The organism is Pontibacter sp. HSC-14F20 (assembly GCF_019599265.1).
GTDB lineage: Bacteria > Bacteroidota > Bacteroidia > Cytophagales > Hymenobacteraceae > Pontibacter.
Genome location: NZ_JAHZTC010000025.1, coordinates 39,974 through 53,683, shown reverse-complemented (window position 1 = coordinate 53,683; position 13,710 = coordinate 39,974). Strand labels below are relative to the sequence as shown.

Sequence of the window (13,710 nt, the reverse complement as noted above, 5' to 3'; positions counted from 1 at the left end):
AGACCAGGGAGCGCTATAAAATAGAAGCTAAGAACAGCGAGCTCAAAAACGTCCATGGCTATGGCAGGGCCATCTCCTATGGCATCACCAGCATGCAGCTGCAGGGAGCGCTGGCCATCTTCACAGTGAATCTGAAGAGAATCCTCAAGCTAAGCGCTTAAGCCTCGGGAATTCCCCACAAAAGCGCCCAGGCGCCCTTCCTTTCCGACCCTATACACAAGTGATCGTTCGATTGGCCAGCACGACTTCTGATAATAAAAGAAGCGATCAGGTAAAAAATGTTTTTACCTGATCGCTTCTAAGGGTTGCTCCTAAATGAGGGACTTTTTCAGTGCCCTCCCAGACAGGTCGGGGCATTTTGTTTTATACCTGGAGTAAGGTGATAATTACTGATTCATCGTCTTGATGGTGTGCGGCACAATGTCACGTGGCCAACTTTGCCCGTCTACCGGCTCTTCTGAGATCTTATCCACCACATCCATCCCTTCTATAACTTCCCCGAACACGGTATACTCCTGGTCCAGTGACGGCTCGCCGCCGATGGAGGTATAGAGTGCGATCTGCTCCGGGGTATACTTCATGTTGTGTTTAGCCTCGAAAGCTCTCAGCTCCTGAACTGATTTGACCTCACCCTGCACAATGTAAAAGTTGTGCGAAGAAGATTCCTTTTCAGGGTTGCGCTCGTCGCCGTAACGGGCCATGGCCAGGGCGCCGCGCTTGTGGATGTATTTGGGGTTGAACTCCTGCGGAATCTTGTACGCCCCGTTTTTCATGGTGCGGGTATCTGAGTCGCCCCCCTGTACGGCAAAACCTTTCACGACGCGGTAGAATTCTCCCTGGTTATAAAAGCCCGCCTTGGTGAGACGCACAAAGTTGGCACGGTGCAAAGGAGTTTCAGGGTATAGTCGCAGCTTGATGTCGCCATGGCGCGTGCTGATGATGACGAGGCTGTCAGCATGCTCCTTTTCATAGGCAATTAGTACCTCCACTACATTTTCTGAGGTGAGCGGTTCAAGCTTGGCCTCTGTATCGGTCTCGCGCTTGTCGGCTGTAGCCTGCTCCTCTGTTTTGGGTTGGCAGCCAGTTATACCTACAAGTAAGATGATCACACACAGGAGAGACTGGGAACGGAGTGTATTTTTCAGATAGTTCATAAAGGGGGGGCTTGGTGCATCTGTTAATATAGTGAATGATAAGAATAAAATGCAAATAAAATTGCACTGTATGCTTATTAAAATGAGATTAAAATTATACTTTACAAAGATACTGCTTCTCGAATACAAACCTTCTTTTTTGCGTAGCGTATAAGGCGCCCTCTAAATACGCTGAAATTTGCATATAGATCAAAAAGGGCCTCTATTGCTGTATACACAAGAAAATAGGCTCTGATTTCAGTGTAATTTAGATGTTGTAACAATGTGCGGCTTCTAGATAGCGTCAGGTACATTTAAGAAAAAAACTTTAAAAAAAATTATACTTTTATTTGGATATATAAATGCTGTTCAATAGTTTGGCTTTCACTATCCTTATAATAAACCTTAAAACTTTAACTAACCTAACCTATTAAACAAGTATGAAAAACACCTTACGCATTAAGAACGTACTGCGTTCTGTACTATTTGGGGCAGCTCTCTCTACTGCCGCCGTATCCTTTACTTCTTGCGACTCTGAGGCTCCTGAAGCAACCGAAGTAGCAGAAAATTTACAGACCTCTACCCAGAACGGGGCAGTTATCAAAGGTCAGTACATTGTTGTATTTAAGAAAGGTGCTAATCTGCGCCTGGATGGTACTGCTACTTATGCCGAACGTATCGGCGCGGTGCGCGAAATGGGGCAGGAATTACTCTCTTCTAATGGTATTGCCAATGCCACCATCGAGCAGGCGTATGGCGAGGCGATCTTAGGTATGGCAGCCAAGTTAACCGACGACCAGGTGACTGCGCTCCGCAGCGATGATCGTGTAGCCTATATCGAGCCAGACAGAATCGTGATGCTGGCGCCAGGCGGTGGTAAGCCAGGTGGCGGCGGTGGCTCTACACCTCAAACAGTGCCTTACGGTATCGCCCGTGTAGGTTATGGTGATGCTACTGGCAAAACTGCCTGGGTGATCGACTCTGGTATCGACCTTGACCACCCAGACCTGAACGTAGATGTGAACCGCAGCCGTACCTTCTTTACATCCGGTAAAGATGCAGGTTCTGCTGACGATGGTAACGGTCACGGAACGCACGTAGCAGGTACTATTGCTGCTCTTAATAACTCAATTGGTGTGATTGGTGTGGCACACGGCGCTACTGTAGTTGCCGTAAAAGTACTCGACTCACGCGGTAGCGGTTCCTACTCTGGTGTAATTGCCGGCGTTGACTATGTAACATCAGCCGGGAAGGCTGGCGATGTGGCAAACATGAGCTTAGGCGGACCAACTTCCGCTGCGCTTGACAATGCTGTGGTTGCTGCTGCCAGCAAAGGCATTAAGTTTGCCCTGGCTGCCGGTAACGAGTCTACGCATGCCAACAGCTCGTCTCCGGCACGTGTGAACCATGCGAACGTTTATACAGTGTCTGCCATGAACTCTTCTGACTCATGGGCCAGCTTCTCTAACTATGGCAACCCGCCAGTAGACGTTTGCGCACCTGGTGTGAGCATCAACTCTACCTGGAAAGGTGGTGCCTATAACACGATCAGTGGGACGTCTATGGCCTCTCCACACGTAGCAGGCCTTTTGCTGCACGGTCCGCTTAAAACAAGTGGCACTGTGAAAAATGATCCGGATGGAAATGCTGATCCAATCGCGATTAAATAATTTGGACTGTTAATTAGGTGATTCAAAACGGGCAGCCTTACAGCTGCCCGTTTTTTTATGGCAAAGCTTTGCGCATCACATAGTCGTTCATCCAGTAAGGCCCGATCGGAATGTCTTCTTCCAGCAGCACCTGGTAACCGCAGCGCTCATAAAAAGCTTTTGCTTTGTTGTACGTGTTTACATTCAGGTCCAGGTAACGGGCTCCTGCTTTCCTTACCCTTTCTTCCACTGCTGTCAGCAGTAAATTGCCCAGACCCTCGCCCTGCCGGGTAGGGAGCAGGTATAGCTTGTTGAGTTTGTATACAGCGTCTGCAGAATCTTTTAGAGAATATGCCGCAAAACCGATCGGCTCCAGGCTGTCCTGCAGTAAAATAAAGGTTTGGTTTTCCTGCATCTGCCGTTCAAGGGCTTCATAGGTATAGATCACCTCAAACATATATTCAATCTGCTCCTGCGAAAGAATAGCCCGGTAAGTCGGCTCCCAGGTTGCCCTGGCTAGTTGATGGATGAGAGGTATATCGGAAAGACTTGCTTCTCTAAAACTGAACTTGCTGCTCATTTGCTGTCTTATTTACGTTACTTGCAACGAAGATAGGCGCTCCCGTATAAAAAGCCAATGCCTGTCGGAAGAGGTTTTTCAGCTTAGGGCAGATGTTATACCTTTGCATCGATACCTTAAAACAACTACTATGAGAGCCATATACCTGGAAGCGATCAACAGTCCTTTCGTGCTGATCGAAAAAGAAAAACCTGTTGCCGGTGCCGGAGAAGCCATTGTGCAGGTGAAAGCTGCCGCCCTGAACCACCGCGACGTCTGGATACAGTACGGTCGCTACTTCACCAAGGATTATCCGGCCATTCTGGGATCTGACGGTGCCGGTATTGTGACCGAAGTGGGCGAAGGCGTGGATAAAAGCTGGATAGGGCAGCAGGTGGTGATCGATCCTTCTACCGATTGGGGCGATAACCCGCAGGCGCATAGCAAGGCGTATAAGGTGCTGGGTATGCCTGAAGACGGCACTTTTGCCGACTACGTGAAAGTTAGAGCTTCTAACCTGCACCGCAAGCCAGCGCACCTGAGTTTTGAAGAGGCTGCTGCCCTGCCGCTGGCGGGCGTAACGGCCTATCGCGCTATGTTTACAAAATGCGGATTGAGAGCCGGTGAGCGGGTGCTGATAACGGGCGCCGGTGGTGGCGTGGCTCTTTTTGCCGTGCAGTTTGCGGTAGCAGCTGGGGCAGAGGTATGGGTGACATCGGGATCAGATGAGAAAATAGAAAAGGCTAAACAGCTGGGGGCAACCGGCGGCATAAATTACAAGAAAGAAAACTGGGGCAAGGAGCTGAAAGCTGAAGTCGGAGGATTCGATGTGAGCATCGACGGGGCTGCGGGCGAAGGCTTTGTGCAACTGGTGAAATTGGCTAAGCCCGGCGGCCGCATCGGAATCTATGGCGGCACGACAGGTATGATCGGCCAGATCAATCCGGCTGAGATTTTCTGGAAGCAGCTTGCCATACATGGCAGCACCATGGGCATCAACCAGGACTTCGCCGAAATGATCGCTTTTGTGGCAGAAAAGAAAGTAAAGCCGGTGGTCGATATCGTCTTCCCGCTCGAAGAAACCGAGCAGGCAATGCGCTACATGGAAGCCGGCAAACAGTTCGGAAAGATCGTGGTGCAGGTGAGTTAAACTGATTCCATAAGAAGAGATTAGCCTGTCATCCCGACGATAGCAGAGAGTTGGAGTCTTTCAAGGACCGGGTAAAATTTCAGATTTCGCCCAAAGGTCGAAATGACAGGTATAAAAGAGGAAGCCCGCTGCAAATCCATTTGCAGCGGGCTTCCTCTTTTAACGTTTATGTTATACCTACTCCGTGATTCCAGCCAGCTTCAAGAAGAAAGCGTATTGCAGGGCTGTTTCACGGTAAGGCTGGAAGCGGCCGGATGCACCGCCGTGTCCCGCTTCCATGTTGGTCTGGAAGAGCACCAGGTTATCGTCGGTCTTCAGCTCGCGGAGCTTGGCTACCCACTTGGCTGGCTCAAAATACTGTACCTGCGAGTCGTGCAGGCCGGTGGTTACGAGCATGTTCGGATAGTCTTTGGCTTCCACGTTGTCATAAGGCGAGTAGGAAAGCATATAATCGTAGGCGTCTTTCTTGGCCGGATTGCCCCATTCGTCAAACTCACCGGTGGTGAGCGGAATGCTGGTGTCGAGCATGGTAGTAACCACATCCACAAACGGTACGGCAGCGTGCATACCTTCATACAGGTCGGGACGCATGTTGGCAACAGCGCCTATTAACAGGCCGCCGGCGCTACCGCCCTGTGCAAACAGCTTATCCGGATTGGTATAACCTTGCTTGATCAGGTATTCCGACACATCGATGAAATCGGTGAAGGTATTTTTCTTCTTCATCAGCTTGCCATCCTCATACCACTGCCGCCCCATTTCCTGACCACCCCGGATGTGCGCAATAGCATATACAAAGCCACGATCCAGTAAACTCAGGCGTACGGAGCTAAAACCAGGGTTCATGCTGATGCCATAGGAACCGTATGCGTACTGCAGGGTCGGGTTGTTGCCATCGAGCTTCAGGCCCTTGCGGTATACCAGCGAAACCGGAATCTTGGTACCGTCTTTGGCGGTGGCATAAATGCGCTTGGCTTCGTAGTTGTTCTTGTCGAAATCACCCACCACTTCCTGTTCTTTCAGCAGGGTTTTCTGCTTGGTTTCCATGTTGTAATCGAACGTGGAGCTCGGGGTGGTAAGGGAACTGTACACATAGCGCAGCACTTTGCTATCGAAATCAGGGTTGATGCTGATGCCGGCGGTATAGGCTTCTTCTCCGAAATCTACATAGTAGTCGGTTTTCGGGTCATTCCACTTCTTGATGCGCAATTGAGTCAGACCGTTCTTGCGTTCCTGCAACACCAGGTAATCTTTGAAAATTTCGGTGCCTTCCAGGTAGGTGTCCGCACGGTGCGGGATTACCTCTTTCCAGCTTTCCTTGGTGGTTTTGCCGACCGGCGTTTTCATCAGCTTAAAGTTGGTGGCGCCGTCTTTGTTGGTGCGGATGTAAAAACTGTCGCCGAAATGGTCAACGCTATACTCCAGACCGCGCTCGCGTGGCTGAATAACTTTAGGCGTGGCTGTTGGCTTGGCAGCGTCCACGAAACGGTATTCCTGCGAGAGTGTACTGCTGGAGCCGATGATGATATATTTATCTGACTTGGTCTTGTAGACAAACGTGCTGAAGGTCTCATCAGCTTCGTGGTATACCTCTTTGTCCTGCGAAGTGGGAGTGCCCAGGGTATGGCGGAAGATCTTGAAAGAACGCAGGGCAGGATCTTTCATGGTATAGAAAATGGTCTTGTTGTCGTTAGCCCATACTGCTCCGCCCGTGGTGTTAGGTATACGGTCGGGCAGCAGCTCGCCGGTCTGCAGGTTTTTGAAGCGGATGGTATACTGGCGTCGGCTCACCGTGTCTTCACCAAAAGCCAGCAGCTGGTTGTCCGGGCTCACGTTCATGCCGGCGGCAGCATAATAGCTTTTACCCTCAGCACGCTCGTTGGCGTTGATCATGATCTCTTCTTTGGCATCCAGGTTCCCTTTTTTGCGGGCATAGACCGGATACTCTTTGCCAGCCTCAAAACGGGTATAGTAGAAATAGCCGTTCTTCTTGTAAGGCACTGACTCATCGGTTTGCTTGATGCGGCCCACAATCTCGTCGAAGAGCTTTTCCTGCAGCGCTTCCGTATCAGCCATTACCTGCTTGGTGTAATCGTTTTCGGCGTTCAGGTAGGCAATCACTTCCGGATTTTCGCGCTCGTTCATCCAGTAGTAATTGTCGGTGCGGGTGTGACCGTGGGCTGTCAGTTCTTTCGGTTTTTTGGCAGCTACTGGCGGTTGCGGCTGATCGGCCTTCACCGCGGTATCGGCCGTTTGACTGGTTGTTTGTTCAGTCGTGGCCGTCTCGGTTGCGGTGGGTTGTTGGGTAGTGCTGCAGGCTGTGCCCGCCAGCAGGCAAGCCGATAGGAGCAGGGCCGGAGCTGTAGCACTGTGCTGTGTTTTTTTCATAGTGAGTATCTATTAAGTCGCTATAAAAATAAGGAAAATACCGAGAAGTTAAACATAAATTAAAGTTATGCATGCAGCGTATTTTTTTATACCTTGCTATACCTTAAAATATAAATCAGACACACTATGGCAACACAAGAAGAATTTGAGCAGGCAGTGGCTCAATCCAAGGAGCTAACCGAACGACCATCTAATAACATTCTGCTGCAACTCTACAGCTTGTTTAAGCAGGCGACGGAAGGCGATGTGAACACGGACCGCCCGGGCGGCTTTGATTTCAAGAACATCGCCAAGTGGGATGCCTGGAAAAGTCTGGAAGGAACGAGCCAGGAAGATGCCCGCGCCCAGTATGTGCAGCTGGTAAACAGCCTGAAATAAGGCCACTAGGTATAGCACTGCAGGTATAAAAAAAGCGCCCCAAGGGGCGCTTTTTAGTTTTCTTTCCAGGTATAGCCGCAGTCGTGGCAGCCATAGCGCCGGCTGACGAAAGGCAGGGTGATACCTAGTGTACCCCCGAAAAATCCGCGGGCAGAGATATTTTTTGATTCGCAGATCGGGCAGGCTTCGGAATCCTGGTATAGCTGAGCGGGAGGAGCCAGCTCAATGTTATCATCGATGATGTACTCACTGGTGCCGCGCTCAATCCGGTCAAGCAGCTCAAGGGCCTCTTCCACATCGCCCTCTGTCACCTGCAGTTTCACGCCGCCTACCGCCAGCGAATAGAAAGGCTGCGCCGCAATGATCTGTTCGTCCCCCAAAAAACATAGAATTCCCTCCGCCTCAAGACGGCCTTTCAGGATGTGGGCTTCTGTGGGTTGGCTGAAGGTGGCCACGGTGATCAGGCGCTCTGCCATAGGGTACAGGTGGTGTTAGGTGGGGCCGTGTTATTGTTTCTTAGGAGGTAGGTCAAAGGCCTCGGCCTCATGTTCAAAGTGTCCTTTGTGTGAGCCGTCGCAGAACGGTTTGTTTTTGGACATGCCGCAACGGCAGATCGAAACCAGCTCGCGGCCGCCAAGCCCGTATACGTTACCGTTCTTGTCCACGATCTCAAATTCACCCTCTACGCGCAGCGAACCATTGTTGTTCACTGTTATTTTTGTCTTCGCCATTGTCTGTTGTTTAGTACAATAACAAATATAGGTTTTTTACGGCACAATTACCAGATGCCGGTTGGCAGCCGCAAAAGCCCGGAAACCCCACAGCCCCCGGACGTAAACGGCCGGGGGCTGTGGGGCGAACTACGCAGCAGCATTAGTTGCTGTACACGTAGTTGAATGTTTGGGACTTACCATTTGGCAGTGTCACCGTCTGGCTGATTGGCATGCCGCTCTCGTCGTACTTGTAAGCGTAAGAGCGCGTGAATGTCTTCTGGCTGTTGTGTACCACCATAGAAGAGCGCACCAGGTTGTTCGGGCTGCTGGCCGAGCCTGGCTCTTCAAAAGCGTGCAGCGGGTTCGGGTTAGAATCGTAAGAGTTGGTCGTGGTCGCGTAAAGCTTGGCTTCTCCTGAACCATCGATTACAAACTGCTTTTCCTGGGCGTAGTTACCGTTTTGCATTACTTCATAAGTCGTGAAAGACTTCAGTTTGCCTTTCTCCTCAGTACCTTCATAAACAGACTTCTTGCTCAGCTTGTTGGAAGCGTCATAAGCGTAAGTGCTGTAGGTCTGGTACTCGGGCTTGCCACCTGTAAAGTAAGTGGACACCGATTTGCTCAACTCGCCTTTGTCGTTGTAGGTGTAGTGCTGCTCTGTGAGGAGTGTCTGGCTTTTGCCAGCGTAGGTTGTACTCTTGATCAGGCGGCCCTTGTTGTCACGCTCGTACTTGTCGAAGCTCTCCACTTCACCGGTTTCCTGGTTGTAGTGGTTCACCTGGCTAAGCTGCTTGCTTACTACCTTATAAGAAGTAACCTCGGCAGAATCCAGCATGATATGAGACAGGCTGCCCTGGTCAAACGTTGGCTGTGCAGACTCGTGGTCGTTTTTCTCGCAAGATGATAGTGCTACCACGCCAAATACTAGCATGGCGGGTAAAAAACGGTTTTTCAATTTCATTTGGCTAAAAGTTGAAAAGTGAAAATAAATAAACGGCACAGGGCGCTTCCCCGGCAGTCTCAGGTAAAACGCCGTTTTCCTTAAAATAATTGCACCGGTGTAGAGAAAATTACAGAGGCACCTGTAATTGGTAGAATTTTACAACTCAGAATTTAGTGTAAGTTGTTGATTAGATGGTTTGTGTGATGATATTTAATCTGTTAAAAAAATTGGGCAAGGTATAAAAGTGCAATTTTAGTTCAGGGCAGCAGCCTGCGCGATCTGCAGCAGCTCGTCGCCGGCATCAATGTCGTGGCGCAGCTGCTCCTGGAAATTGATCGAAATGCGGAGTGCTTTCAGACCCTGTACCCCTTGTAGCTCCTCAATCTCCAGATCTTCTATTTCTTCTTCAATGTAACCCTCGGCCTGCAGAAAATCGATGTAGCGGCGGTACTCCTGCGCTTCCCGCGGCTGGGTATAGACGATGGCCACCTTGCCGGGTTGGGTGAGGCGCTCTTCGGAGCCACGCAAAGTGGCCTTGTCGATTCGCTTTTTAAGGATCTCATAGCGGATATTGTCGGCACCCTCCACGTCAAACTTCTTCTCGTCGAGCCGGAAGCGGATACTGATCGGGTTGCTGTGCACGAGAATCAGCTGCGTGATCTCGAGCGGCAGTTTCAGGTTGGCGCGCAGTTTGTGTATGCGGCGGGCAATCTCGCAGGTGAGCATGAGTTGCCACAGGCGCATGTTCTTTAGGTATAGCTCCTGAAAATGACCACTGTTCAGCAGCGATGCCCCGATATAGATGTTATACTCCAGACCATCCGTCTTATACTTCTCAAAGTAGTGCGGAAAGATCTGCTGCGCCTTTTCCTCCTCCCGGTCCAGGAAAGTGGAAATGGTATCATTGATCAGGTATAGACTTTCTTCGTAGGCACGCCGCTTGTTATACACGACACCATTCGGGTTGTTGGTAGCCTTCCGGTACGCTTCAATGGCCTTCTGGGTAGTAGGATACTTCTGGGCAAAGTGATTGAAGAGCGGTTCGATCTCGGTGCGCAAAAACTCCAGCACCACCGCCTCATCGCCCGAACTCAGCTCCTGCACCATGTTCTGTGAGTACTTGTCAATCTTGTATACTAATTCATCCAGGATCGAAAGCGGCAATTGGTCCTTGGCAGCCAGTATCACTTCTTTGGCCAGCACCAACTGGTCGAGCAGGTCGCCCTGTATGGCTTTGTTGCGCTCTGAGGCCGAGCTGCGGATATCCGAAACGCCGTAAAGCGGGAAGATGTCCCGGAACACGATCGGCTCGATCTCAGCCGGCACATTGCGCTCCATCTTATCGAGCAGGTTGATGGCTGCCTGTGTAAAGCGCCACTCCACAATCGGGTGGATAGCGGTATACTTCTCTTTGATGATGTTCTGGATGCTGCTGCGTAACTCGTCGAGCATGCGGTTAAGCGCCAGGGCAAACAGGGGCAGAATCTCCTTGAGCTTGATGGTGGAGAGGGCATTCAACTCGCCAGGTATAGGCGAGGCCAGTTCCAGCATCCCGATCATTTTGCCTTCGTATTGAAGCGGCGCGATGATCAGGTTGCGCAAACCGGTTTTAATCAACTCCTGCTCCAGTCTGTTGGGCTCGTCCAGTTGCTCCAGGTCGTCTACGATAATGGTATTGCCTTTTATGAGCACCGGGGCATAGATCGACTCCGTTAGATCTTCGAGTTTGATGTGAGAATTTTTCTGAAGCACCAACCCGTTCCAGGTTTTGCGGGTAAAATTAGTGTCAAAGTCGTGCAGAGCGGGCAGGGAAGACAAGCCCAGCCGCAGGCCCGGCAGCCCAAACAGCACGCGCAGTTTTTGCTGCAGGCTCTCAAAACCTTCCGGTGTGGTCACAGAATCCTGATCGAGGAGGTCGTAGCGCAAGGAGGAAATGGTCGCCTCGTTGGTCACATCCGTAAAATCGTAAATGGCAAAGCCGCTGAACTCAAAGTTCTCCGGCGGAATCTTCTGCATCCAGAGGTCGAGGTCGTTGTAGCGGTTTATCAGAAAATTTATTTCCTGCGTGCTCAGTTTCTTGATCGGCCCTTTGGCTTTCACTTTCATGAACTTCAGATCCGTGATCAGCTTGTAGTGCCGGTCCAGTTTGGTGAACTTGTCTTTGATGCTGAAGATAAAGGGCTCTTCCACAAAGAAATTGGCATTATAAAACTTCTCCAGAATCAAGGTATAGGCCGAGAGCGTCTGGCGGAAGAGCAGCGTTTTAAGGTCGAGGTTAAGCTTTTGGGTATAGTTGCCGCCGCCCAGCAGGTCGAGTTCCTCCAGGCGTGGTGTGGCGTAAAAGCTGTCGAAGTGAAAGGGCAGCACCGTGGCACGCAGGTCGTTCTCCCAAAGGGCACTCGGGAAAATATCTTCCATCAGGATGTCGACCGTGTCAATGTATTTATCAATGATAGCCACATCTTCAATAGGCTCCAGCAGCTCCGGGTTTTGGCGCAGCAGACCGGCCAGCTCGTTTACGCGAGACACATTGCAGTTGGGGTCTGTTTTGATCTTGTTTTCCCAGTAAGACACCAGCGGTGACAGACTGAGCGTTGCCTTGAACGGAAATTGTTCAGCACTCAGGATGATCTCGTCCCGGTTAGGTATAGAAACAACGGTTTCGTGGAAGTTGTCCCTCGTTTTGCGCATATTAGTTTATTTGGTTTGATGGGAGAAGAACGTGTTTGGCACAATCCCAAGTGCAGTGCAGACGAAATGCCTGCCTTTGCTTTAAACGTAAGCCGCTACAAAAGGATAGCAAACGTTCTGTTCTACCGGGTGCAGGTATAGTATCAGTTTTGAAAAATATAGTGTCATCAGCATATTCTGGCATAATATTTAAGGGGAATGCTGTGTTAAAAGAGTAGTACGAAACAAAACACAACCGAACGATGAAGAAGCTATTTGTTGCCGCCCTCATGTTATGGATGGTACTGAGCACGCTAGGTGTTCAGGCGCAGACCAAATCCAAGCTGGAGCAGGACCTGGAGGATTTCCGTAACTGGATGAACAAAAGAGTAAGCCAGGGCGATAGCATAACACGGGCTGAATGGCCAGCTGTTAAGCAGGAGTTCAGGACCCGCACCCAAAGAATTGACCGTAACAGCAGCCAGCTGAACGAAGCCTCGAGGCAGGAGTATGGCCAACTGAAGAGCCAGTACCAGGAGTGGGAAGCTGAGAAGGAAGAGCGCTACGGACAGCCCCTGAGCCGCGAGACGGCCACCACCTGGGAGCGTCGCCTGACCGGCACGAACAAAATCGGCCAGTTAAAAGCCAGTCAGATGCGGGGCACTTTTGTCCGGTTTATGGAAAACGTGCGGGCGCAACGCACCGACTGGAGCTTGCGCGATTGGGACTATGCCGAACACGTATACCTGCAGCTCAACGACCGAAAGCAGCAAGTGCTCAGCCAAATGAACAACAGCGACAAGATGAAAGTAGCGGCGCTACAGGTAGAGTTCAACACCCTGCGCAAAAGCCGCGACGCCAAAGACAGGTATAACCAGATGCGGGAGCAGCGTTAGGTGTACCTGCCCTAAAATAAAAGAACCATCTACTTGCTAAAACAGGTGGAGCGTGCAGCAATCAATCGCTGCACGCTCCACCTGTTTTAGATTGAACTGTTAACTAGATAGCGTTCTGGCCTTTTGTGCCGCCAGACTGGTCTTTTTTGTCATTCCTGCCCTGGTTCGGGCTCTTATCCTTCTGCTGATCGCTCAGGCTGCGGTTTCCTTCCTGTCCGCCTTTATGCTTGGCTTCGGGCTTTTGCTCTGTCTTATTGCGGTCCTGGTTGTGTCCTTTTGTCATCGCTTTTCAAGTTTGGTTTCAGTTTAAGTTTACGAGGTTGGGACAGCGGAGTTGATGCAGGACCATAAGACAGCTATAGCGTTGGTGCTTACGTCTCTTCTAAAATGATGGAAAATTGAGGAGAGTGGCACACGGTAGGGCAAGGCAGGCACAATGTGTATAACCCCGTTGGTAAGTTTCAGAATTTGCGGTCGTCATCCCCGAAAAAAAGGCTTAATTTGCAGCCGGTTTTTTCACCCATTACATCCTTACCATGCACATTGCGATCGTCGGCAATATTGGCGCCGGCAAAACCACCCTGGCCACAAAACTTTCCCAGCATTTTAAGTGGGAGCTATACCTGGAGGCAGTCGAGAATAATCCTTACCTGAAGGATTTTTATGAAGACATGGAACGCTGGTCTTTCCACCTGCAGGTGTATTTCCTGAACAGTCGCTTTGGGCAGGTACAGCAGATTCAGGCCAAAGACGGGCACGTGATTCAGGACCGCACTATCTATGAGGATGCCTTTATCTTCGCCAAGAACCTGCACCAGTCGGGTTTAATGAGCACGCGCGATTACGAGAACTACTTTGCCCTTTTCCAGTCGATGATCAGCATGGTGAAAGCACCGGACCTGATGATCTACCTGAAAGCCGACCTGCCGAAGCTCATCGGCCAGATCGAAAAGCGCAACCGTGAGTACGAAAACAACATCAGCATCAACTACCTGCGCAACCTCAACGAGCATTACAACACCTGGATGAGCAGCTACGACCAGGGCAAACTGCTGGTAATCGATGTCAACAACATGGATTTTGTGGCGAATCCGGAGGATCTGGGAAGCATCATTGAACGCATCAACAGTGAGCTGTTCGGCTTGTTTTAAGCGAGTCAGGAGTATCACATAGGTATAAGCCGCTGCCCTGCCAAAGGGTGGCGGCTTTTTCTTTTACTTCAAATCCTGTA

General features: G+C 50.5%; 14 protein-coding genes. 6 read left to right on the top strand and 8 right to left on the bottom strand.

The genetic code is table 11. The annotated features are described in order from the left end of the window. Positions 1 to 161: transposase (locus K3G39_RS18700; protein WP_220627701.1), on the top strand; the 161-nt coding region annotated here is incomplete at its 5' end. A 225-nt stretch (positions 162 to 386) separates the two neighbouring features. On the opposite strand, the gene K3G39_RS18695 is transcribed toward K3G39_RS18700, so the two are convergent. Beyond that, positions 387 to 1,154 carry a peptidylprolyl isomerase gene (locus tag K3G39_RS18695; RefSeq protein ID WP_220627697.1) on the bottom strand — a complete coding sequence of 256 codons (768 nt, stop codon included), beginning with the start codon at positions 1,152 to 1,154 and terminating at the stop codon, positions 387 to 389. A 419-nt stretch (positions 1,155 to 1,573) separates the two neighbouring features. Here K3G39_RS18695 and K3G39_RS18690 point away from each other — a divergent pair, with 419 nt between their 5' ends. After that, positions 1,574 to 2,803, top strand: coding sequence for a S8 family peptidase (locus K3G39_RS18690; protein WP_220627696.1), 1,230 nt, complete (start codon positions 1,574 to 1,576; stop codon positions 2,801 to 2,803). A gap of 55 nt (positions 2,804 to 2,858) precedes the next feature. On the opposite strand, the gene K3G39_RS18685 is transcribed toward K3G39_RS18690, so the two are convergent. Then, on the bottom strand, positions 2,859 to 3,362 hold the full coding sequence (locus K3G39_RS18685; RefSeq protein WP_220627695.1) for a GNAT family N-acetyltransferase: 504 nt from the start codon (positions 3,360 to 3,362) through the stop codon (positions 2,859 to 2,861). Positions 3,363 to 3,492: 130 nt separating this feature from the next. On the opposite strand from K3G39_RS18685, the gene K3G39_RS18680 reads away from it, so the two are divergent. Continuing rightward, positions 3,493 to 4,491, top strand: a complete 999-nt coding sequence (locus K3G39_RS18680; protein ID WP_220627694.1) for a zinc-binding dehydrogenase — start codon at positions 3,493 to 3,495, stop codon at positions 4,489 to 4,491. A gap of 177 nt (positions 4,492 to 4,668) precedes the next feature. On the opposite strand, the gene K3G39_RS18675 is transcribed toward K3G39_RS18680, so the two are convergent. After that, positions 4,669 to 6,879: a S9 family peptidase gene (locus K3G39_RS18675; protein ID WP_220627693.1), complete on the bottom strand. Its 2,211-nt coding sequence runs from the start codon at positions 6,877 to 6,879 to the stop codon at positions 4,669 to 4,671. A gap of 126 nt (positions 6,880 to 7,005) precedes the next feature. Here K3G39_RS18675 and K3G39_RS18670 point away from each other — a divergent pair, with 126 nt between their 5' ends. After that, positions 7,006 to 7,257, top strand: a complete 252-nt coding sequence (locus K3G39_RS18670; protein WP_220627692.1) for an acyl-CoA-binding protein — start codon at positions 7,006 to 7,008, stop codon at positions 7,255 to 7,257. 53 nt (positions 7,258 to 7,310) lie between these two features. On the opposite strand, the gene K3G39_RS18665 is transcribed toward K3G39_RS18670, so the two are convergent. The 4 genes from K3G39_RS18665 to K3G39_RS18650 all read right to left on the bottom strand — a co-directional run bounded on the left by K3G39_RS18665 (position 7,311) and on the right by K3G39_RS18650 (position 11,604). Then, positions 7,311 to 7,733, bottom strand: coding sequence for a DUF2007 domain-containing protein (locus K3G39_RS18665; protein WP_220627691.1), 423 nt, complete (start codon positions 7,731 to 7,733; stop codon positions 7,311 to 7,313). A gap of 30 nt (positions 7,734 to 7,763) precedes the next feature. Next, positions 7,764 to 7,988 (bottom strand): CDGSH iron-sulfur domain-containing protein, encoded by a 225-nt coding sequence (locus K3G39_RS18660; RefSeq protein WP_220627690.1) that lies wholly within the window; start codon positions 7,986 to 7,988, stop codon positions 7,764 to 7,766. Between the two features lie 142 nt (positions 7,989 to 8,130). Next, positions 8,131 to 8,931: a hypothetical protein gene (locus K3G39_RS18655; RefSeq protein ID WP_220627689.1), complete on the bottom strand. Its 801-nt coding sequence runs from the start codon at positions 8,929 to 8,931 to the stop codon at positions 8,131 to 8,133. Positions 8,932 to 9,165: 234 nt separating this feature from the next. Beyond that, entirely contained in the window at positions 9,166 to 11,604 is a 2,439-nt protein-coding gene (locus K3G39_RS18650) for a GAF domain-containing protein (protein WP_220627688.1), read from the bottom strand. Between the two features lie 242 nt (positions 11,605 to 11,846). On the opposite strand from K3G39_RS18650, the gene K3G39_RS18645 reads away from it, so the two are divergent. Beyond that, entirely contained in the window at positions 11,847 to 12,479 is a 633-nt protein-coding gene (locus K3G39_RS18645; RefSeq protein ID WP_220627687.1) for a DUF6565 domain-containing protein, read from the top strand. A gap of 103 nt (positions 12,480 to 12,582) precedes the next feature. On the opposite strand, the gene K3G39_RS18640 is transcribed toward K3G39_RS18645, so the two are convergent. Continuing rightward, a complete protein-coding gene (locus K3G39_RS18640; RefSeq protein WP_220627686.1) occupies positions 12,583 to 12,762 on the bottom strand; it encodes a hypothetical protein in 180 nt (59 codons plus the stop codon). Between the two features lie 253 nt (positions 12,763 to 13,015). Between K3G39_RS18640 and K3G39_RS18635 the strand changes: the two genes are divergently transcribed. After that, positions 13,016 to 13,630, top strand: a complete 615-nt coding sequence (locus K3G39_RS18635) for a deoxynucleoside kinase (RefSeq protein ID WP_220627685.1) — start codon at positions 13,016 to 13,018, stop codon at positions 13,628 to 13,630. Positions 13,631 to 13,710 lie beyond the last annotated feature (80 nt).

Coding starts and splice junctions, on each gene's coding strand:
- K3G39_RS18695 (WP_220627697.1), bottom strand. CDS start 1,154: ATGAACTATCTGAAAAATACACTCCGTTCCCAGTCTCTCCTGTGTGTG.
- K3G39_RS18690 (WP_220627696.1), top strand. CDS start 1,574: ATGAAAAACACCTTACGCATTAAGAACGTACTGCGTTCTGTACTATTT.
- K3G39_RS18685 (WP_220627695.1), bottom strand. CDS start 3,362: ATGAGCAGCAAGTTCAGTTTTAGAGAAGCAAGTCTTTCCGATATACCT.
- K3G39_RS18680 (WP_220627694.1), top strand. CDS start 3,493: ATGAGAGCCATATACCTGGAAGCGATCAACAGTCCTTTCGTGCTGATC.
- K3G39_RS18675 (WP_220627693.1), bottom strand. CDS start 6,879: ATGAAAAAAACACAGCACAGTGCTACAGCTCCGGCCCTGCTCCTATCG.
- K3G39_RS18670 (WP_220627692.1), top strand. CDS start 7,006: ATGGCAACACAAGAAGAATTTGAGCAGGCAGTGGCTCAATCCAAGGAG.
- K3G39_RS18665 (WP_220627691.1), bottom strand. CDS start 7,733: ATGGCAGAGCGCCTGATCACCGTGGCCACCTTCAGCCAACCCACAGAA.
- K3G39_RS18660 (WP_220627690.1), bottom strand. CDS start 7,988: ATGGCGAAGACAAAAATAACAGTGAACAACAATGGTTCGCTGCGCGTA.
- K3G39_RS18655 (WP_220627689.1), bottom strand. CDS start 8,931: ATGAAATTGAAAAACCGTTTTTTACCCGCCATGCTAGTATTTGGCGTG.
- K3G39_RS18650 (WP_220627688.1), bottom strand. CDS start 11,604: ATGCGCAAAACGAGGGACAACTTCCACGAAACCGTTGTTTCTATACCT.
- K3G39_RS18645 (WP_220627687.1), top strand. CDS start 11,847: ATGAAGAAGCTATTTGTTGCCGCCCTCATGTTATGGATGGTACTGAGC.
- K3G39_RS18640 (WP_220627686.1), bottom strand. CDS start 12,762: ATGACAAAAGGACACAACCAGGACCGCAATAAGACAGAGCAAAAGCCC.
- K3G39_RS18635 (WP_220627685.1), top strand. CDS start 13,016: ATGCACATTGCGATCGTCGGCAATATTGGCGCCGGCAAAACCACCCTG.